At 70.9% G+C, this 18782-nt stretch carries 18 protein-coding genes and 3 pseudogenes; 8 read left to right on the top strand and 13 right to left on the bottom strand.

The window, feature by feature from the left end; translation table 11 throughout:
- Nucleotides 1-83 precede the first annotated feature (83 nt).
- Nucleotides 84-725: a hypothetical protein gene (locus tag J2S44_RS38830; protein WP_310424911.1), complete on the bottom strand. Its 642-nt coding sequence runs from the start codon at nucleotides 723-725 to the stop codon at nucleotides 84-86.
- A 412-nt stretch (nucleotides 726-1137) separates the two neighbouring features.
- Between J2S44_RS38830 and J2S44_RS38825 the strand changes: the two genes are divergently transcribed.
- Together J2S44_RS38825 and J2S44_RS38820 are read left to right on the top strand one after the other, a co-directional pair.
- Nucleotides 1138-1470, top strand: a complete 333-nt coding sequence (locus tag J2S44_RS38825; RefSeq protein ID WP_310424909.1) for an STAS domain-containing protein — start codon at nucleotides 1138-1140, stop codon at nucleotides 1468-1470.
- Nucleotides 1471-1556: 86 nt separating this feature from the next.
- Complete coding sequence (locus tag J2S44_RS38820; protein WP_310424906.1) at nucleotides 1557-1817, top strand: GlsB/YeaQ/YmgE family stress response membrane protein; 261 nt, start codon at nucleotides 1557-1559, stop codon at nucleotides 1815-1817.
- A gap of 37 nt (nucleotides 1818-1854) precedes the next feature.
- Here J2S44_RS38820 and J2S44_RS38815 read toward each other — a convergent pair whose 3' ends face one another.
- Nucleotides 1855-2673 (bottom strand): class I SAM-dependent methyltransferase, encoded by an 819-nt coding sequence (locus tag J2S44_RS38815; RefSeq protein WP_310424904.1) that lies wholly within the window; start codon nucleotides 2671-2673, stop codon nucleotides 1855-1857.
- A gap of 46 nt (nucleotides 2674-2719) precedes the next feature.
- Complete coding sequence (locus tag J2S44_RS38810; protein WP_310424903.1) at nucleotides 2720-3454, bottom strand: TetR/AcrR family transcriptional regulator; 735 nt, start codon at nucleotides 3452-3454, stop codon at nucleotides 2720-2722.
- Between the two features lie 282 nt (nucleotides 3455-3736).
- Here J2S44_RS38810 and J2S44_RS38805 point away from each other — a divergent pair, with 282 nt between their 5' ends.
- Nucleotides 3737-5551 carry a glycoside hydrolase family 15 protein gene (locus tag J2S44_RS38805; protein WP_310424901.1) on the top strand — a complete coding sequence of 605 codons (1815 nt, stop codon included), beginning with the start codon at nucleotides 3737-3739 and terminating at the stop codon, nucleotides 5549-5551.
- 91 nt (nucleotides 5552-5642) lie between these two features.
- On the opposite strand, the gene J2S44_RS38800 is transcribed toward J2S44_RS38805, so the two are convergent.
- From J2S44_RS38800 to J2S44_RS43070, 3 genes and pseudogenes are all read right to left on the bottom strand, one after another.
- A complete protein-coding gene (locus J2S44_RS38800) occupies nucleotides 5643-6050 on the bottom strand; it encodes a four-helix bundle copper-binding protein (protein WP_310424899.1) in 408 nt (135 codons plus the stop codon).
- 102 nt (nucleotides 6051-6152) lie between these two features.
- Nucleotides 6153-6701 carry a copper chaperone PCu(A)C gene (locus J2S44_RS38795; protein ID WP_310424897.1) on the bottom strand — a complete coding sequence of 183 codons (549 nt, stop codon included), beginning with the start codon at nucleotides 6699-6701 and terminating at the stop codon, nucleotides 6153-6155.
- A gap of 911 nt (nucleotides 6702-7612) precedes the next feature.
- Nucleotides 7613-8251, bottom strand: a pseudogene (locus J2S44_RS43070) (sigma-70 family RNA polymerase sigma factor); the annotation flags it as partial.
- 483 nt (nucleotides 8252-8734) lie between these two features.
- Here J2S44_RS43070 and J2S44_RS38785 point away from each other — a divergent pair.
- Nucleotides 8735-9106, top strand: coding sequence for a PRC-barrel domain-containing protein (locus J2S44_RS38785; RefSeq protein WP_310424893.1), 372 nt, complete (start codon nucleotides 8735-8737; stop codon nucleotides 9104-9106).
- 132 nt (nucleotides 9107-9238) lie between these two features.
- On the top strand, nucleotides 9239-10180 hold the full coding sequence (locus tag J2S44_RS38780; RefSeq protein WP_310424891.1) for a potassium channel family protein: 942 nt from the start codon (nucleotides 9239-9241) through the stop codon (nucleotides 10178-10180).
- Between the two features lie 45 nt (nucleotides 10181-10225).
- Here J2S44_RS38780 and J2S44_RS38775 read toward each other — a convergent pair.
- Nucleotides 10226-10642, bottom strand: a pseudogene (locus J2S44_RS38775) (cation:proton antiporter domain-containing protein); the annotation flags it as partial.
- Between the two features lie 27 nt (nucleotides 10643-10669).
- On the opposite strand from J2S44_RS38775, the gene J2S44_RS38770 reads away from it, so the two are divergent.
- A complete protein-coding gene (locus J2S44_RS38770) occupies nucleotides 10670-10981 on the top strand; it encodes a DUF421 domain-containing protein (RefSeq protein ID WP_310424889.1) in 312 nt (103 codons plus the stop codon).
- A 335-nt stretch (nucleotides 10982-11316) separates the two neighbouring features.
- Here J2S44_RS38770 and J2S44_RS38765 read toward each other — a convergent pair whose 3' ends face one another.
- The 6 genes and pseudogenes from J2S44_RS38765 to J2S44_RS43065 all read right to left on the bottom strand — a co-directional run.
- A complete protein-coding gene (locus tag J2S44_RS38765; RefSeq protein WP_310424887.1) occupies nucleotides 11317-11748 on the bottom strand; it encodes a PRC-barrel domain-containing protein in 432 nt (143 codons plus the stop codon).
- Complete coding sequence (locus tag J2S44_RS38760; RefSeq protein ID WP_310424885.1) at nucleotides 11745-12311, bottom strand: PRC-barrel domain-containing protein; 567 nt, start codon at nucleotides 12309-12311, stop codon at nucleotides 11745-11747. Before J2S44_RS38760 ends, J2S44_RS38765 begins: the two co-directional genes overlap by 4 nt.
- A 765-nt stretch (nucleotides 12312-13076) precedes the next feature.
- Entirely contained in the window at nucleotides 13077-14381 is a 1305-nt protein-coding gene (gene nhaA / locus J2S44_RS38755) for a Na+/H+ antiporter NhaA (protein ID WP_310424883.1), read from the bottom strand.
- 102 nt (nucleotides 14382-14483) lie between these two features.
- The gene (locus J2S44_RS38750) at nucleotides 14484-15767 is read right to left on the bottom strand and encodes a glycosyltransferase (protein WP_310424881.1); all 1284 of its coding nucleotides are present in this window, start codon (nucleotides 15765-15767) and stop codon (nucleotides 14484-14486) included.
- A gap of 60 nt (nucleotides 15768-15827) precedes the next feature.
- Entirely contained in the window at nucleotides 15828-15962 is a 135-nt protein-coding gene (locus tag J2S44_RS38745) for a hypothetical protein (protein WP_310424879.1), read from the bottom strand.
- A 28-nt stretch (nucleotides 15963-15990) separates the two neighbouring features.
- Nucleotides 15991-16356: pseudogene (locus J2S44_RS43065) on the bottom strand (DUF998 domain-containing protein); the annotation flags it as partial.
- Nucleotides 16357-16516: 160 nt separating this feature from the next.
- Between J2S44_RS43065 and J2S44_RS38740 the strand changes: the two are divergent.
- Both J2S44_RS38740 and J2S44_RS38735 read left to right on the top strand, forming a co-directional pair.
- Nucleotides 16517-17974 (top strand): TrkH family potassium uptake protein, encoded by a 1458-nt coding sequence (locus tag J2S44_RS38740; RefSeq protein WP_310424877.1) that lies wholly within the window; start codon nucleotides 16517-16519, stop codon nucleotides 17972-17974.
- Entirely contained in the window at nucleotides 17967-18647 is a 681-nt protein-coding gene (locus J2S44_RS38735) for a potassium channel family protein (RefSeq protein WP_310424875.1), read from the top strand. The genes J2S44_RS38740 and J2S44_RS38735 overlap by 8 nt, the downstream gene beginning before the upstream one ends.
- Nucleotides 18648-18782 lie beyond the last annotated feature (135 nt).

Here is an 18782-nt window from a genome sequence, read left to right as displayed (position 1 = left end):
CAGCCTGAAGCCTGCCTGGACAGAAAACCGATGACGGAAATAGCGATGCAATGACCTGAACCGGCGTCGCCCGGCGTTCCGGATCACTGTCGCGGAAAGAGGATCCAGCCGAGATTCTTGGTTCCTCCGAAGAACAGAACGAGACTACGTCCCTGGCACAGGTAGCGGCCGTTGTCGAGCAGCGGGCGGACATCCACCACGTTGCCGGTCTGGGTGGCCCCAGCGCCTGCGTAATCGCCAACCGGCACACCGTCGAACGGCCGCGCCGCCACCGGGGCGGTGATGTCGACCGTGAGCCGGACTCCGCTCCAGTCCACCGGCCCCTGCACCGTCCACGATCCGGAGACCGGTCCGCTCGGTCCCGCACTGGCGCCCGGCTCATTCGGCTCTGCCGTCGTGCTCGGTGGCGCCGGCGGCGTCGCCGGGTTCGTGCTCGGCGGCCCGGAAGCGGAAGGTATGACGGTGGGCCCGGTACCGATCGTGCCGGTGGCTCGGCCGGTGTAGGAGAACGTGCCGTTGACCGGCGCACCGGCCACCTGAACGGTGAACTCGACCGGCTGCATACCGCCGAAGTCCGCGGTGACCACACCGTTCGCCGCTATGTCCACCAGGACACCGCCGCCTCCCCCGATGTCGCCCCCGGCGGCCGCTCCGTTGTCGTGCCAGCCGACCGTGGTGGTCCGCCACCGTCCGCGCACACAGGTGGTCACCGGTTCGGCCGGCACCGATGCACGGGACGCGGACGGCACCGGGGCCGGCGCGGAGGCGACCGGGGGCGCTCCGGGGTCCACGCAACCGGTCGCCGCCATGGACAGAACGGGGACCACCAGCAGTATCGTCGTCCGTCGCATGATCGGCTCCTTCGACCGGCGGAGTCGCGGTCCGCACGGTGTGCACAGGGATTCGGTAGCGGGTCGCCTACCCCCGCGGACTTGACGGAAACGAGAAAGCCCGATGAATGCGGCGCGTCCGGTAGTGCCGACTCCGGTCCGGCGGCAGCGGGCGCCCGGCCGGGGATGTGTTCGATCTGTCATCCGAGCGCGGGGATTCCGATCCGGGTTCGTCACAGAGCCGGGAAAACGTGGACGGTGCAGGACCCGCCGTGACTTCGCGGCGGCCGAGCCGAAAGGACGAACGATGACACTCGTGATCGATACTCATCGGCTACCCGAGCCGGACGTGGTGATCGCCATCGAGCCGCAGGGCGAGATCGGCTCCTCCGACGCCGCGCGCCTGCTCCGCGAACGATTCACCATGGTCCTGGCCGCAACGCGGCCGGCGCACATCGTCGTGGACCTCAGCGCCGTACCGTCCATCTCCGACAGCGGCCTTCTCGCACTGCGTACCGGATGCGAACACGCCGCAGCCAACGACACGACCGTCGCAGTGATTGCCGCCGCACCGGCGATCCGGGACCGGTTGAGTCGCCACGGGCTCGACCGTCTGCTGGACCAGCCCGATTCGCGTTAGACATCCTACGGTGGTTCGGGCGCCGTCGAGGGGGCACGCCCGAGGAGAAGGGCTACCGCGCCGTGCCCCCAGTGACAGGAGTTGTCATGATCCTCCTTCCATTCTTTCTGGCGGTGACGATCGGCCTGCTCGTCGGCGTGCTGGGCCGGCTCGCTACCCGGCGTCGTACGACGGTCCCCGGCCCGCTCGTCATCGCGGTGTCGATCGGCGCCGCGTTGCTGGGCGCGACCGGAGCCGAGCTGACCGGCAGCACGGCGCTCGGCCGCCTCATGTTGCCCGCTCTGCTGGCCGTCATCGGAGTCGGCCTGACCACCATCGTCACGCAGCGCCCCCGCGCCCCACGCTGACCGGCCGGAGGATGGCCGGACGCCATGGCGGTGACACCTATGCCGTGGTTGTCCGGTCCGCCGCCCCGAATTCGTAACGGACGTGCAGGCTGAGATCGCGCAGCGGTGGAACCAGCTCGGCGATGCGAGCGAAGAGGCGGGAGCCGCGCGGTGCCGTGCCGGCAGGCAGTCCGTCGACCACCGCCGGGGACGTCGCACTGACCACGTCGGTGCAGCGTAGGGGCGACACGGCTCGTTCGAGTTCGCGCGGGTCGTCGATGGCCCAGCACAGCATCGCCGAACCGAACTGGCGTTTCAGCATGCCGTTGACGACGCGTACGCCCAGCTTGCTGTACGTATCGAGGATGACGGCCCCACGGGCGAAGCGGTCGGTGATCCTCCGCAAGAGCGTGCACCCGTCCTCGGGCCGCAGGTACATCGTGAGTCCTTGGGCGATGACGAGGACCGGCGGTTCGGGCGGGATCCGCTCCAGCCAGCTCGGCTCGGTGACCGACGCCGCGATCAGCCGGTAGTTCGCGTGATCGGGAAAGAGCTCCCGGCGGGCGTCGACGATTCCGGGAAGGTCGACGTCGTACCACGCTACACCGGGTCCCGGATCGATCCGCCACACCCTCGGGTCCAAGCCCGCGCCGAGGTGCAGCACGGTGGCCCGCTCGTGCTCGGCGAGAAAGTCGTTGGTCCAGGCGTCGAAGAATCTTGCGCGCGCCGCGACCTTGACACTCATGCTCTCGGGTGAGACCAGCCGCGAGCGCAGGCGAGTGAAGTCGTAGTCGATCCGGTCGCATGCCTGCGCAGCGATCGAGTCACCGAGGATGGACGGCTCGGCGCGGTAGTCCACGGCCAACCCGTACAGCATGATCAGCGCGGTTCCACGGCGTCCGGCAGTACGACTTTGACCTGTGTCACGGCTCGGTCCTCCCTGGTTCGTCGCCGGGTACGATCTGGGGCGCCCATGCGCCCCGCAACACGCCGGCGAGATCCACCGACCAGCGCTCACACAACTCGATCAGCTGGTTCGCCGCGGCTCGCAGGGCCTCCGGGGCCGGTTCCGGTTCCGGTTCAAAAGCGCGGCGTACGGTGGTCGCCAGCGCATCGGCCCTTCCCTCCACGCTGAGATCGTCCTGGCCGAGCCCACCCTCGAGGAAGAGACTGCCGAGCACCGTGGCGGACAGCCGGTGCAGGACCGTCCGGTCGGCGACCGGGTCGTCGGTCAGCAGCCCGTGGCGGTGCAGGACGATCAGATACTGCGCCGTCGTGTCGATCTTTCCTGCAAGGAAACGCGCGCTCGATCCGCTGGCTGCCAGCAGCTCACCCATCACGTCCCGGTCCTGGGTGGCGAAGGATCTGGCCAGCGGCCGACTGACGGTTTGCCGGAACGAGTGACGGATCAGCCGATGCAGCCGGGCCTCGGCGAGGTCGTTCCGGAGCCGCGCGAGCTGCTCGGCGAGCATCCGCGCCGACTCACGGGTGAGGACGGCCCCGAACAACTCCGCCTTGGTGGGCCAGTAGAGATAGATGGTTCCCTTACCGACGCCAGCCTGGCGGGCGACGTCGTCCACCGTGGTGCGGCGGTATCCGAACCGCAGCAGCAGCGTTTCCGACGCGTCCAGAATGCGCTCCGCCTTGGCCGCACCCATCTGCGCCCGCCCGTCTGACCGACTGACCGGATTGGTATTTCAGTCAGCCTACGCCGCGAGCACCTCCGCGTCCATGGCCTCGCCGGCGCTCCCAGCGGCCTGGATGGTCATCTCGCCGTTTCGCGGCACGGCCGCCGGGTAGGGACCTCAGCGTGCGGTGCGATCCAGGCCGCGACGTCTGCGCTGCGACCCGGTCGTCACGCGGTGCGCGTCCGCCCGGGACCGCGCTCCGCCGACGTGCGGACCGCGGAAGCCACACGACCGTGCTGAGGAGGCGGCTACATGCCGGGACGTATCGAGGACTATGCCGTCATCGGTGATCTGCAGACGGCCGCGCTGATCGGCCGGGACGGATCCGTCGACTGGCTCTGCCTGCCGCGGTTCGACTCCCCCGCCTGTTTCGCCGCACTGCTGCACGACGAGTCCGCCGGCCACTGGCGTATCGGCCCTGCGGAAGGCGGCCCGGCGACGCGCCGCCGCTACCGCGAGAACACGCTGGTCCTGGAGACGGAATGGGACACTCCCGACGGTACGGTACGCGTCACCGACTGCATGCCGCCGCGCGGAGAGGCCGCCGATCTGGTCCGCGTGGTCGAGGGCCTCGACGGCGCGGTGTCCATGCGCATGGACCTGGTACTGCGTCTCGACTACGGACACGTCGTACCGTGGGTCCGGCGCCACGACGGCGATCTCGCCGCGATCGCCGGACCGGACACGATCTGGCTGCACACGGATGCGCCCGTACACGGGCAGGACCACCGCACCGTCGCGGACTTCACCGTCGGCGCGGGACAGACCGTCCGATTCGTCCTCACCCATCAGGCATCGCACCTGCCCCGGCCTCAGCCGGTCGAGGCGCACACAGCGATCGAGAGCACCGACCGCTTCTGGCGGGACTGGATGGACCGCTGCACCTACGACGGCCGCTGGCCCGAGGCCGTGCGCCGCGCGCTGATCACGCTGAAGGCGCTCACCTACGCCCCGACCGGCGGGATCCTCGCCGCCGCGACCACGTCGCTGCCCGAGCAGCTCGGCGGCACCCGCAACTGGGACTACCGGTACTGCTGGCTACGCGACTCCACGTTCACGTTGCAGGCATTGCTCGGCACCGGATACCGGGACGAGGCACGCGCCTGGCGGGAATGGCTGCTGCGGGCCGTCGCCGGTGACCCGGCCACCCTGCAGATCATGTACGGCCTCGACGGCACCCGGCGCATCCCCGAGCAGACCTTGCCCTGGCTGTCCGGATACGAGGGATCCGCACCCGTCCGGGTCGGCAACGCCGCTGCGGACCAGCTCCAGCTGGACGTATGGGGCGAGGTCCTGGACGGTCTGCATCTGAGCCGCGAATCCGGGGTCGCCGCGAACGAGACCGCTTGGGACCTGCAACGGGCCCTGCTCGACTTCCTGGAGGGCAACTGGGAACAGCCCGACAACAGCCTCTGGGAGGTACGCGGGCCGCGCCGGCACTTCGTCCACTCCAAGGTCATGGCCTGGGCCGGCTTCGACCGGGCCGTCAAGGCGGTACACCACCACGGCCTCGACGGCCCCGCCGACCGCTGGCTGGCAATCCGTGACCGCATCCACGCCGACGTGTGCGCCCGGGGCTTCGACCCGGAACGCAACACGTTCACGCAGTTCTACGGTTCCACCGGGCTGGACGCCGCTCTGCTACTCCTGCCCCGCGTCGGTTTCCTGCCCTGGGACGACCCACGGGTGACCGGCACCGTCGACGCCGTACGCCGCGAACTCTGCGTGGACGGGCTGGTGATGCGATACCACCCGCAGCAGGACGACAACGTCGACGGTCTCCCGGGCACCGAAGGTGCCTTCCTGGCGTGCAGCTTCTGGCTCGTCGACGCGCTCCACGCCACCGGGCGGCGCCGCGAGGCCACGGACCTCTTCGAACGGCTGCTCGGCCTGCGCAACGACGTCGGCCTGCTCGCCGAGGAGTACGACCCGGTCTCCGGACGTCAGCTGGGCAACACGCCACAGGCGTTCAGTCTCGTCGGCCTGGTCAACTCCGCCCGCGAACTCTCCGGCACCGCCACCCGCACCACGGCCAGCGCCACCGACCAGCACACCGGCCCCTCCTGAACCAGATCCCGGCGCCGTACACCGCACCCTGGGTCCGGGTCGTCAGGTGCCGCCCGGGAACCCTTCCCAGCGGCGCCTGACGACCCGGGCGTCAGCTCATCACGGCGAGCAGGTCCCGGCACGCACGCTCGCAGGCGCGGCACGCGTCGGCGCAGACCCGGCAGTGCTCGTGCATACCGGCGTGCCCGCCGCATTCGTCGGCGCAGGCGGCGCAGGCCGTCGCACAGGCCTCCAGCAGCGCACGGCTGATGTTCGCGTCGTAACCGGTGTGCCGGGACAGCACGCGCGCGGTGACGCCGCAGATATCGGCGCAGTCGAGGTTGGTGCGGACACACTTGGTGAGCTCGGCCACCGTGTCCTCGCTGAGGCAGGCGTCGGCGCAAGCCGTGCAGGCGGCGGCGCAGTCGATCAGCGCGTCGATCGCCGCGGCGAGCACCGCGCGGTCGAGGCTCATGCCCTTCGGGTACGTCTCGAGCATCGGCATCGTCGATGTGGTCATGTCTTCCTCCTGTCGTGGACTCCGTGCCGGCCCGGCTGCCCTGACCGGGCACGCATCAAATCGGTGGATCGGGCGTCGCGGCTGCCACGGCCCCGGTCGCCGTCATCCCGTGGACGAGCAGGTGGTGCTGGGGTAAGCCTGCACATCGGTGTCCGGCACGACCGGCACCTCCACCGTGACCGACGGCGCGATCGCGAAGTCGAACGTCAGCGGAACGGTCGTCCCGACCGGCACGTCCCGGGTCAGACCGACCAGGCGCAGATGGTACGGGGCGAACTCGTCGGCGCCGGCGGGGTCATCGTCGGTGACCCCGCCGGCGGCGGGCAGCGGCAGGCTGCTGACCGTCTCCGCCGTCCCGTCGCAGGCCCGGTCCCATCGGATCTCGACCGCTGAGGCGGTATCGCTGCTGACGGACAGCAACTCCTCGGATCCACGCTCGTTGATCAGGCGCAGCCACACCGTGGCGTTCCCGCCCGTCGCGAGCCGGTGACCGTCCGGGCCCTGCACCCGTACTCCGCGCAGCAGCACGTCGCCGGTCCGCCCGTCGGCCCCGTAGGTGCCGCTCTGCAGCACCTCCTGCGGGTCACCGCAGGCGACCAGCACGAGGGCGAGCGTGCACGCGGCTGCGCGGCGGCAGATTCTCTCCCACATCTGTCCTCCTCCTTCCGCCGGCTCGGCACCGGCGACGCGCCCATCCGCCCCGGCTGCGATGTGCCGGGCGTGACCACCGGCGTCGCCCACCGCCCATCGCCAGGCGGTAGCATGCGGATGCCGGCGACGGCTCGGATCCGGTCTCGGCCGCGGCCGAGCAGTCCCGGGCCGGCGCACGAACCACGGACGAGGGTTGGCCCCGCCGTATCGGCGCGAGACGCGGTTTTCCCGCGAGCGCTCACGGCGGCTGGGCAGGGGCGGAGCCGGAGCCTCGTGGGGGGAACGGGCAGCTCCGGCTCCGCCGTCCTGGTGGCCTGCCCCGGACGCACGGAGGCGAAACAACGGCGTCGCCCTTCGGCATCTCCCACCGCAGGCGGCGCCGGTGTACGGGCGGTCGGCCGCGCGGCCGGACGGTCACTCCCGGCGGGTGCCGCGCTCGGCCGGAACGGCCGGGTGGGCCGGTCGTCTCCGTACCCGTCGGACGGTTGCGCCGGGCGGGGCGGAACGGCCGGCGTCCGGACCTGGCAGGCGACAAGCCGGGTGACACCGTACGCCCGGAGTGCCGCGTGCTGCTGTGGGGTGAGGTTGACGACGCGCAGACCCGAGCCGGTGTGCCCGGAGGCACGGTACAGGTCGATCAGTGCCCGGGCGATCCCCGCGGCCGGGCATCGGAGGCGGCGCAGATCCACCACGAGGGTGCGCGGGCGCCGGCTCACGACCAGCCCGATCAGCGCGTCGCGCCAGACGGCGTGACCGGTGACCGTGGCCACCAGGACACCCGGCTCGGTCTCGCAGGTACGCAGCGGCTCCTCCGCGGGTGTCGCGCTGAGGACTTCCGCGTCGTCCGACAGGAGCGTGCGCAGCCGCGCCAGCGCCCCGGCGAGGAGCCGGGACACCGTCATCTGTGACGTACCGAGCTCCGACGCGATCTGGTCCTGGGTGCGGTTGTCGAAGAAGTAGCGCCGCACCACATGACGGACGCGGACGGGCAGTTCGGCCAGCGTGGTCTCCAGCGCCACCCGGTCGCTGACCGCGTCGAGGGCCGAGTCCCGGTCACCGAGCAGGTCCAGCCGTTCCGGCGCGTCGTCGGAGCCGGAACGGTGGTTCAACGACTCGCATCGGTATGCGGAGGCGCTGGCATCGGTGGCGCGCACGTCCGCCTCCGTGACGCCGAGAACGGTGGCGATCTCGGACGCGGACGGCGTGTGTTGCAACCGCTGTGTCAGTTCGGCGCGGGCCCGGGTGACGTCCAGACTGCGTTCCTGCACCTGACGGGGCAGGTGCACGCTCCACACCCGGTCCCGGAAGTGCCGCTTGAGCTCGCCGGTGATCGTGGGGTGCGCGTACGCCGTGAAGTTGCCGCCCCGGCCCGGGTCATATCCATCGACGGCTTTCACCAGCGCCAGAGCGGCCACCTGGCGCAGGTCGTCGAGATGCTCGCCACGGTCGCGGTACCTGGCGGCGAGGCGGTGTGCGAGGGACAGATTGCGTCGCAGGACCTCCTCACGCAGCCGTTCGCGTTCGCGCGGCGGGCAGCCGGGCCGGTGCATCCGCCGGAGCGCCTCCACCGTGGCCGGCTCCCGGTCATCGGTGATCGGCGCGCCCACGCGGGGACGGTGGTCGGTGGCGACAGGCATCGAACCTCCCGGACAGTCGATAGGGGGCGGAACATCGGCGGTGCGCGACAGATTCGGCGCCCTCCGGGCGGGCGATCCAGCATCCGCCGCCGCGCCGTGACGTTCCCAACGGACGTCCTGCGTTCGGGATAACCCTGGTGCGACGCGGCAAAACTCCTCTCCGGATTCGTCACGAACCTGTCATGGGTCCGTGTTCGCATCGCCGGAGAAACTCCCGGATCCGCCCCACCACCCGAAACGGACACTGTTGCGATTCGCCGCCGCCGCCGAGCGGTAGAGGACGGGAACCGGCGTACGGGCGTGCCGCACCGCCGGCGCTTTCCGACACGAGAAGGGAGAAGCACGATGACCTCTCCGCACACATCGTCCTTGGTCAAGTTGAGCGACAGTGATCAGATGCTCGCCGACCCCGGCGACGACATCCGCGGCCGGGAGGTGCGCGACCGCGACGGCGAGGAGATCGGCACGGTCGACGAATTGCTGATCGACGCCGACGAGCACAAGGTGCGCCTCCTGCGCGTCAAGCACGGCGGCATCCTCGGCATCGGCGCCACCGCCGTCTTCATCCCGGTCGACGCCGTCACCGGCGTCACGGACGCCACCGTGCACGTCGGGCCGTCGCGGGAGCGGGTCACGGCCGCACCGGAATACGACCCTGAGCTCACTGACGAGCCGGCCCACTACGAGCCGCTGTACGACTACTACGGCTACCCGCCGTACTGGGGTCCTGGGTACATCTACCGTGGATTCCCGCCGTACCGCATGTGAGCGACGCCCGCCCGTGCCGGCCGCCGGCTCCGGCGGCCGGCACGGGCGGGCGGGCCAACGGGCCGCTACAGTGCAGGGGTGGTCGAGGAGGGTGTACGACTTCCGCTCCACCAGGTCGGTCCGGTCACGACGATGGCGAGCCGCCTCGCGCTCGCCCTGGCGGCACTGGCGACCATGACCGTCACGGTACTGCTCGACCGCGACGGATACCGCGACGGGCGTGACGGCGTCGTCTCCGTGCTCGACGCGATGTACTACGCGGGAGTGAGCCTGTCGACCACGGGTTACGGCGACATCGTGCCGGTGTCGGACTCGGCCCGCCTGGTCAACGTCGTCGTCATCATGCCACTTCGGGTGTTCTTCCTGGCGTTGCTGGTGGGCACCACGTTCGAGGTGCTGACCCAGCGCACCCGACGTCGGTGGAAGCTGAAGCGTTGGAGGTCGCGGTTGCGCGGGCACACGGTGGTCGTCGGTTACGGCATCAAGGGGCGGGCGGCCATCAGCGTCCTCCGGGAGAGTGCCGACACGGCCGAGCAGTTCGTCGTCATCGACGTCTCGGCGGACGCCGCGCGGGAGGCGACCGAGGACGGTCACGCCGCGGTGATCGGCGACGCGACGCGTTCGATGATCCTGATGCAGGCCGGGGCCGGTGATGCCGCCCGGATCATCGTCGCCGCGGACCGCGACGATACCGCCGCGCTGGTGACGCTCAGCGTGCGGCAGTTGAACCCCGACGCGCCGATCGCCGTGGCGGTCCGGGCCGCCGAGAACGTCCCGCTGCTGCGGCGCAGCGGCGCGACCCGGGTCATCACGTCGTCGGAGGCGGCCGGGCGGCTGCTCGGCTTGTCCGCGCACAGTCCGGCGGCCAGCGATGTGATCGGTGACCTGCTCGTGCAGGGCCGTGGTCTGCACCTGGTCGACCGGCCGGTCCGGGAGGACGAGATCGGCTCGTCGCCCGGACAGTGCGAGGACGTGATCCTCGCCGCCGTGCGGAACGAGGCCCTGATCCGTTATGACCAGATCGGTGTGTTCGCCGCCGGCGACCGGCTGATTCAGGTGCGCACCCGGTCCTGAGCACGCGCAGCCCGGATCACGCGCTGAGCCGCGGGATGCCGGATGTCACAGCCGGGTCCCGGAATCGCCGTCCGGCGTGGTGTCCCCGCCTGTCCCGGGGCGCACGACGCGACGGAGCACGCCGTGCCACGCCGGGGCCTCCTTCCGTTGGTCGAAGGTGCGGGCCACGACGACATCGGTCGACGAGTGCAGCAGGATCGACAGCACGATGGTCAGTGCGACGAGATGGAAGATCTCGTTCGCCGCGGTGATACCCGACTCCAGCACCAGCAGGCCGTACACCACCGAGGCGAACCCCTTCGGGCCGAACCACATGGCGGCCGCCTGTTCCCGCATGCCGAGACCGCACCGGATGAACGACAGCCACAGTGCCAGAGGACGGGCGACGAAGATCGCCAGCACGGCGAAGAGCCAGCCCGGCCACGAGATCTCCGCCAGGAACGACACCGAGATCAAGGCGCCGAGGGCGTCACGGCGCTGGTCCTGCTGGTGCTCCTCCAGCTGACCGGCACCTGGCTGTCGGTGCGGTCGACGGTGACGCGCCGGCTGCTGAAGTCCGATCCGACCCTGCTGGCGCACCGCGGCCGGATGCTGACCGCAGCGATGAGGCGGCAGCGGGTCACCGAGGCCGAACTCTCACAGGCCGTCCGCACGCAGGGTATGGGCAATCTGTCCGGGGTCGCCGCAGTGGTGCTCGAGACCGACGGGACGCTCAGCGTGGTGCCGATGGCTCAGCTCGGGGACGGTGGCGTACTCACCGGTGTGGACAGGGGCGGAGAGGCCGACACGGATTTCGGATGAGGGCGCGGGCGGCGGGAGCCGTCAGCGGCCGACGTCGCGGAAAACAGGCACGCCTTGGCCGTCGACCTCGTGCGGCGTCCGAAGCAGCCCGTCCAGGTCCAGGGGCGCGCGGCCGAAGCCGTCCGCGGCCGTTTCCCGGCGGCGACGGCGGCGTTCCCTGCGCTCCGACTGGACGCGACGCCACACTCCGTGCTGCACGCCGTGCGTTTCTCCAAGGCCAGCCCCTCCTTCGCCGACCGCGTCGCCGCGTCCGTGTGGAGCCCGGGCGCGGAACCCCAGGACGGACGGAATGACGGCCGGACAGCAGACGCCGTTCGTGGCCCGGCCGGCGCTTCTCAGCGTCCGCGCACGACGACGGCGTAGGAGCCGCAGCCCATCAGCCGGGCACCGTCGACCGTGCCGTTGTCGGTCACCAGCCCGGTGACCGTCCCGGTGCGCGGATCGAAGTCGATGTCGACCACGCGCCCGATCTCGTCCCCCGCATCAGTCAGGACACGCTTCCGCAGCAGATCGTGCCGGGCGCCGCGCAGCTCGGCGGCGCGCCCGTCGGCGGGCCGGATCGCGCCGGGCGACGCCACCGTGACCGCGTCGCCGAAACCGGCGATGTCCGGCCAGTGCACGGCGCTGTGGCTTCGGCCGGCGCGTGCCTCGATGGCCACCACGGTCGCGGTCACCGGATCGATGATGATGCCGTCGACCCGTGCGACCGTAGTGGCGTTGCCGGTGTCGACGATGCCAAGGCCGTGAATACCGGAGTAGCGGGTCATCGGGTACTCCCCTGCCGGGCACGAAACGATGCGACGGTGGCGCCGAAAGCGGCCAGGTCGTCGGCCATGTGCTTGGTGATCGCGGCCGGCACAACGACCGCCTCGCCCGACGCGGCCATCGTGTCGGGCAGCGGGATCAGGCCGACACGGCCCGCCGGCGGCAGCGCTTCGCTGGTGCGAATCTCATAACCGACGACCCGCGGCTCCGTGCCGAGCTCGACGATCACATCGGTGACGGTCCCGAGCGCGGTTCCCGTGTCGGTCAGCACGACGTCGCCGAGGACCTCGCCGTCGTGCACCTCGGAGCGGTCCGCCAGGGCGTCGCGGGTCGGAAGAGCACCATCGTCGATCATGATGGCGTCCCGCCCGGCACCGTGCACGAGCTTCCAGGGCAGCGCCTGGCTGAGCGGCCCGGCGAAGGCACCGCGACCGGCGAGCGTGAAGCCGAGGATGCGCCCTCCGGGCGAGGCGAACACGATGTCCTTGACCAGGGCGACGTCCTCGCCGCCGAGCGTTACCACGGGGCGACCGAGGAGGTCGGTGGCGCGCACGAGATCACTCATGATCGATCCTCCGCCCGGGCCCGCGCGTCCACGACCACGATGCCTCCGCGCCGCCGCCGCAACTGCGTCACAAGGACCGCTGCCACCGCCACGACAAGCAGTACTACGGCGAGAATGAGCCACGCCCACCATTCCATGTCACGAACCTCCGTCTCACTCTGTCGATCATGTGGCTGTCGTCGCACGCCCGCGTCACGGAGACGACGTTTCACCACGCCAGCCGACGCATGGCTCCCCTTGCGCATGTCTCGAAACAGCGTGGCCTGGTCGGGAGGGGGACGCCGACGATGGTCAGCCACTTTGCCGGTACGCCCAAGGACGCGCGCCGGCACTGGTTGCGGCGAACAGGACCGACAGCGCCATCAGCACGGCACGGATCCCGCCCATGCGATCGGCGGTGACCGCGCCGATCGGCCCGGGCACATTCACGCGTGGTCGCGCCTGAGCACCAGCAAGGCGCTCCGCACGGAATCCGTGATCCACCGGCGCGGGTCACCGTCGAGCGGGTTCTGCGTGACCAGGCGAACGGACCCTCGCCCACCCACACCGACAGCCGGCAGCGGCAGCACCGCCGTTCCTCGCTCCTTTCGCTGGCATACCGGTCCCGTCCGACATCCAGTGTTGTCCGTGTGTGTGGCGTGCTCTCCGCGATGTGGTGACAGTCGGATGACGGCCAGAGCCTCGACCCGTTCCGGGCGCGACCAGTCCGGTGCAGTCGCCACGGATCACCGGAACCAGCACGGACAGCGCGTTCCCGGGGAGGTGTCAGGAGCGTGCCTCACCCTGGTACACGTCCGGCACGCCGTCGGCGTCGGCGTCGCGTTCCTCGATCTCGTGCAACCGCCGGTAGTGCCGGTTGCGCATCCGCAGCACCACGGTCGCCAGCACCGCGGAGGCGAACGAGCCGGCCAGAATGCCGATCCGGGCGTGCTCGTCCTTCTCGCTGCCGGCGCCGAACGCCAGCTCGCCGATCAGCAGCGACACCGTGAACCCGATCCCGGCCAGCAACGACAGGCCGAGCACGTCCCACCAGCCGAGCTGGTCACCGAGCGAGGACCGGGTGAACCGCTGCACCAGCCAGGTCGCGGCGAGCACACCCACGGCCTTGCCGGCCACCAGACCGGCGATGATGCCGATGGTGACCGGATCGGACATCGTCGCACCGAGCCCGCCCGCGCCGGCGACCGAGACACCGGCGGCGAAGAACGCGAAGACCGGCACGGCCACCCCGGCGGAGATCGGACGCCACCGGTGCTCGAAGTGCTCCGCCAGCCCGGGCCCGGGCCCGTCGGCACGGCGGACGACCGGAACGAGGAAGCCGAGCAGGACGCCGGCGACCGTGGCGTGGATGCCGGAGGCGTGCACCAGCGCCCACACCGCCACCGCGAGCGGGAGCAGCAGCCACCACGACCGGACCCGCCGCTGCACCAGAACCCCGAACACCGCGAGCGGGATCAGCGCCGCGGCCAGCGGCAGCAGCTGCAGGGAGCTGGTGTAGAACACCGCGATGATCACGATGGCGAGCAGATCGTCGACCACGGCGAGGGTGAGCAGGAACGTGCGCAGCGCGGCCGGCAGGTGCGAGCCGACGACAGCAAGGACGGCGAGCGCGAAGGCGATGTCGGTTGCGGTCGGCACCGCCCACCCGGCCAGCGCGCCACCGTCGGCGGTGGCGTTGATGACGGTGTAGATGATCGCCGGTACGGCCATGCCGCCCGCTGCGGCCGCGATCGGCATCACCGCTCGGCGCGGATCACGCAGATCACCGGCGACGAACTCGCGTTTGAGCTCCAGCCCGGCGACGAAGAAAAAGATCGCCAGCAGGCCGTCCGCGGCCCACTGCGCCAGCGTCAGGTCCAGGTGCAGCGCGTGCGGGCCGACCGTGACCTCGCCCAGCGCGCGGTACGCCTCGGACCAGGGCGAGTTCGCCCACAGCAGTGCCAGCACCGCCGCACCCAGCAGCAGCGCACCACCGACGGTCTCCGCGCGCAGGATTTCGGCGATCCGCCGGGCCTCGGGCCAACTCCGGCGGCCGAAGAGGTGACGGGAACGTGGTGGCACACCAGACATGAGACTCCTTCAGGAAGGCACTAAAAATCCGTCGCCGACCAGCCTTCCCGGCACACCTGGTCCTAACCTACCGTGGCCCCCGGGGGTGCGCAGCGGCACAGGTCACCGGTGTGTGCCGGTGATGCGTTCCAGCGCGTCCACGGTGGCTGCGGCACCGTTCTCCGCCCTGATCCGCTCACCGAGCAGCCGCGCCGCCTCGGCCATGCCCGCATCCCGTGTGGCCTGCCGGATCGCGGCGGCCAGCGCGAGGGCATCCAGGCGTGTCTGCGGGACCGGTGGCGGGGCGACGCCGAGCCGGTGCATGCGCCGGCCCCAGAACGGCTGGTCGGCCACGAACGGGCAGATCACCTGCGGGACGCCGGCGCGCGCAGCGGCCGCGGTGGTCCCGGCGCCGCCGTGATGAACGATGACCGCGCACCGCGGGAACACCACCTCGTGCGGCACGTCACCAGCGACGAACGCGTGCCGATCGGAGGCGAACGATTGCAGGCCGCCCCAGCCGCCGGCCACGATCCCGGGCAGACCCACCAGATCGAGCGCCTCCAGCACGGTGCGAGAAGCGGTGGCCGGGTCCGGTCCGGCCATGCTGCCGAACCCTACGAACACCGGCGCCGGCCGGCTGTCCAGCAGCGCCCGCACCTGCACGTCAAGGAGGCCGCCGGTGGACGGAGCCGGCGGGGTGAACCAGTAGCCGGTGACCTGCGCCGTGGCAGGCCAGTCCGCCGGGCGCGGCAGCACCGCGGGGCTGATGGCGTGCAACACCGGGGCCGGCCCGCCGTCAGGGCGCAACGCCGGGTCATGGCGGCCACGCCGGCGCGGCAGGCCGAGGAGGTCGCGCCACCGGTCGACGGTGTGGCCGAACATCAGCGCCGGGGCGCGCATCCCGGCGTAGGTAATCCGGTTCAGCCAACCCGGCAGCCGATCGGAGACGTCTTGGCCGGGCCACGGGAACTCGCGGGTCGGCACATACATCGGCAACGGCAGCCCCAGCACGGCGGGCACGCCGAGTTTCTCGGCCACGTGCTGCCCGGCGATGACCTGGCCGTTGTGCACGACGACATCAGCGCCCGCGCCCGCACCGGTGTCGGCCACCTGCCAGCAGTCGTCGAGGACCCGGCCGAACATCGCCGGCATCCGCCGCATGAGCGCCACCTTCCCCCGGAACCCGCCCCTGGCGACGTCCTCGACCCCCGAACCGTCATCCAGCACCCGAAGCGGCCCGTCATCGAGGGCAGAGAACGGCACGCCGTGTGCGGCGGCGAGCCCGGCGAACCGCTGCGGAGCCGCGACGATCGCTTCGTGGCCGCGTTGCCGCAGTTCGTGGGCGAGGGCAATGAACGGCTGCACGTCGCCGCGGGTGCCCAGCGTCAGAATCAGAACCTTCACGGGTGAGCCCTTCGTCGCACGGAAACGTCGTGCCGACCAGACTTCCCGGCTCACCGGCGGTCAGCGTACGCCCACGACGGTCCGTCGCGCAGCATGGCCGCGCTGACCCAGCGCAATCCGCACGCCCATCGACAGCAACTCGAGCAGCCCGGCCGGTCCGGTGCCGATGACGTCCCGGTGCACCAGCCGGATCACCACCCCCGCCGCGACCGCCAGCCCAGGCCACGGCCAGGCACACGGCCGCCCACCGGATCCAGCCGCGTCGCCGGGCATCCCGGCCGGTCACGACGGCCGCGGCGATCATCCCGGCGAACAGCATCGTGCCGCCCACCTGATGCACCGCCCCCGGGACGCTGATCGTCTCCGCGGCACCAGGCGGATATCCCAGAGCCGGATCCGTCGGGAACACCCCCGCCACGACCAGGCCCACCGCCACCACGCCCAGCAGACGCCACTGCCACACCGGTCCCGACGCCGGCCGGCGATCAGCATCGCCGCCAGCAGCACCATCCCGCAGATCGCAAACAGCAGCCGGATCATGACACCGCCGTCGCCCGCTGTCGCAAGCGCGATGCCGCCGAACTGCCATGTGCGCCGCTTGAGAGACGTCTCGCTGGTACGCTGCGCGCAGGTGTGCCGGGAAGCCTGGTCGGCGATGTGCGATTCATCGTGCCGACAGGAAGCGCCACCACCATGTCCCTGCTGCCACCGTCCGTGTCACCGACATCGGTTTGCCGTGGTTCCACGTCGTGCCGTCGCGCGCTGCGGCGAGTGCCAGATTCGGCGCTGTCTTCGTCGGGCGCGCTGTGCCGCAGCGGATGCTGACCGGGCGCGGACGCGCGATCCTTGCCGGGTCAGCACGCGCGTGGCGGCGGCGAGCCGACCGGTTCCGGCATCCCGCGCAGGTGATCACGGTCGGGTTCGGTGCGACCGTCGCGGCCGGCACCGGGTTGCTGAGCCTGCCGTGGGCGACCACGGCGGACGAGCCCGCGTCGCTGGTCGACGCGTTGTTCACGGCGACGTCCGCAGTGTGTGTGACGGGTTTGGCCACGGTCGACACCGGCACCCACTGGTCACCGTTCGGTCAGACAGTCATTCTGCTGCTGATCCAGACCGGCGGCCTGGGGATCATGACGCTGGCCACGATGCTGACCCTGCTGCTGTCACGCCGGCTGGGGTTGCGCGCGAGGTTCCTGGCGCAGGCGGAGACGAAGAGCCTCAGCCTGCACGATGTGCGCGGGCTGGTGCGCCGCATCGTGCTGTTCAGCCTCGGCATTGAAGCGCTCGTCGCGGTGGTGCTGACCGTCCGGCTGGTCGCCGGCTACGGGCTCGCGCCGTCGGATGCGCTCTACAGCGGAGTGTTCCATGCGGTGTCCGCGTTCAACAACGCCGGTTTCTCCATCCACGCCGACGGGCTGGTTCGCTACGCCGACGATGCGTGGATCTGCCTGACCGTAGCCGCGGCGGTCATCGTCGGTGGTCTCGGCTTCCCGGTCGTCTTCGAGCTCACCCGTGGATGGCGGCGCCCGAGCCGCTGGTCGGTGATGACCCGCATCACCGTCACGCTGACCGCCGTCCTGCTCGCTACGGGCACGGCCGTGTTCACCGCGGCGGAATGGACGAACACCCGTACCCTCGGCGCACTCGACCTCGGTGACCGGCTGCTGGCCGGGTTCTTCGCGTCCGCGATGGCGCGAACTGCCGGGTTCAACAGCGTCGACATCGGCGCGATGCGCCCGGAGAGCTTGCTCGCCACGGACGTGCTGATGTTCATCGGCGGCGGCAGCGCCGGCACCGCGGGCGGGATCAAAGTCACTACGTTCGGTGTGCTGGCCTTCATGCTGTGGTCGGAGGTCCGCGGCCAGGCCCACGTCAACGCCGGGCGCCGCCGCATCCCCGCCACCAACCAACGGCAAGCCCTCGCGATCGCCCTGCTCAGCGTCGGCGCGGTGGTCACCGCCACCTTCACCCTGCTCGCCGTGACCACGCACACCCTCGACGCGGTGCTGTTCGAGACGATCTCGGCGTTCGCGACCGTCGGTCTGTCCACCGGCATCACCGCGGACCTCCCCACCGAGGCCCAACTGCTGCTGGTGGCCCTGATGTTCACCGGGCGGATCGGCCCACTCACTCTGGCCTCCGCGCTCGCGCTACGCGACCGTGACCAGCGCTACGAACTGCCCGAGGAGAGAACCATCGTTGGCTGACACACCCACCGCCCCCGTCGTTGTCATCGGACTCGGCCGATTCGGCACCGCCCTCGCCGTCGAACTAGACCGCCGGGGCACCGAAGTCCTCGCCATCGACGGTAACCCCGTCGTCGTGCAGAAGCTCGCCGGGCGGCTGCCGCACGTGGTCACCGCGGACAGCACCGACGCCGATGCCCTGCACCAGCTCGACATCACCGCCTTCCACCGCGCGGTCGTCGCCATCGGCACCGACATCCAGGCCAGCATCCTGACCACCGCGCTACTGGCCGACCTCGGCATCCGCGACATCTGGGCCAAAGCCATCAACACCCAGCACGCCGGCATCCTGTCCCGCGTCGGCGCCCACCACGTCGTCTTCCCGGAGAACGACATGGGCGAACGCGTCGCCCACCTGCTCTCCGGCCGGATCCTCGACTACGTCGAAGTCGACGCGGACTTCGCCGTCATCAAGACCAAAGCACCCCGCGACGTCGTCGGCGTCCCGCTGCGCGAATCGAAGCTTCGCAGCCGCTGGGGTGTCACCGTCGTCGCCGTCAAACCGCAGGCACCGGCACCCGGTGCCACACGTGGGTTCACCTACGCCACACCGGACACCGTGCTGGCCTACGGCGACATCGTCCTCGTCGTAGGCGCCATCGACAAGGTAGAACGATTCGCCGAAACCGACTGACCGCCCCTCCTCACCCCCCGCACCGTGAAGGAGCACCCGTGGCGCCACGCAACCCTGCCGCGCAGACCGCGTACGGCCCGATGGTCATCGCCGCCGCCGAGCACAGCCGCCCACCCCGACAGCGGCTGCACGACG

It is taken from the genome of Catenuloplanes niger, from assembly GCF_031458255.1.
Taxonomy (GTDB): domain Bacteria; phylum Actinomycetota; class Actinomycetes; order Mycobacteriales; family Micromonosporaceae; genus Catenuloplanes; species Catenuloplanes niger.
Note: the sequence above shows the minus strand (reverse complement) of the source record. Positions and strands in the feature narration are given on the sequence as shown.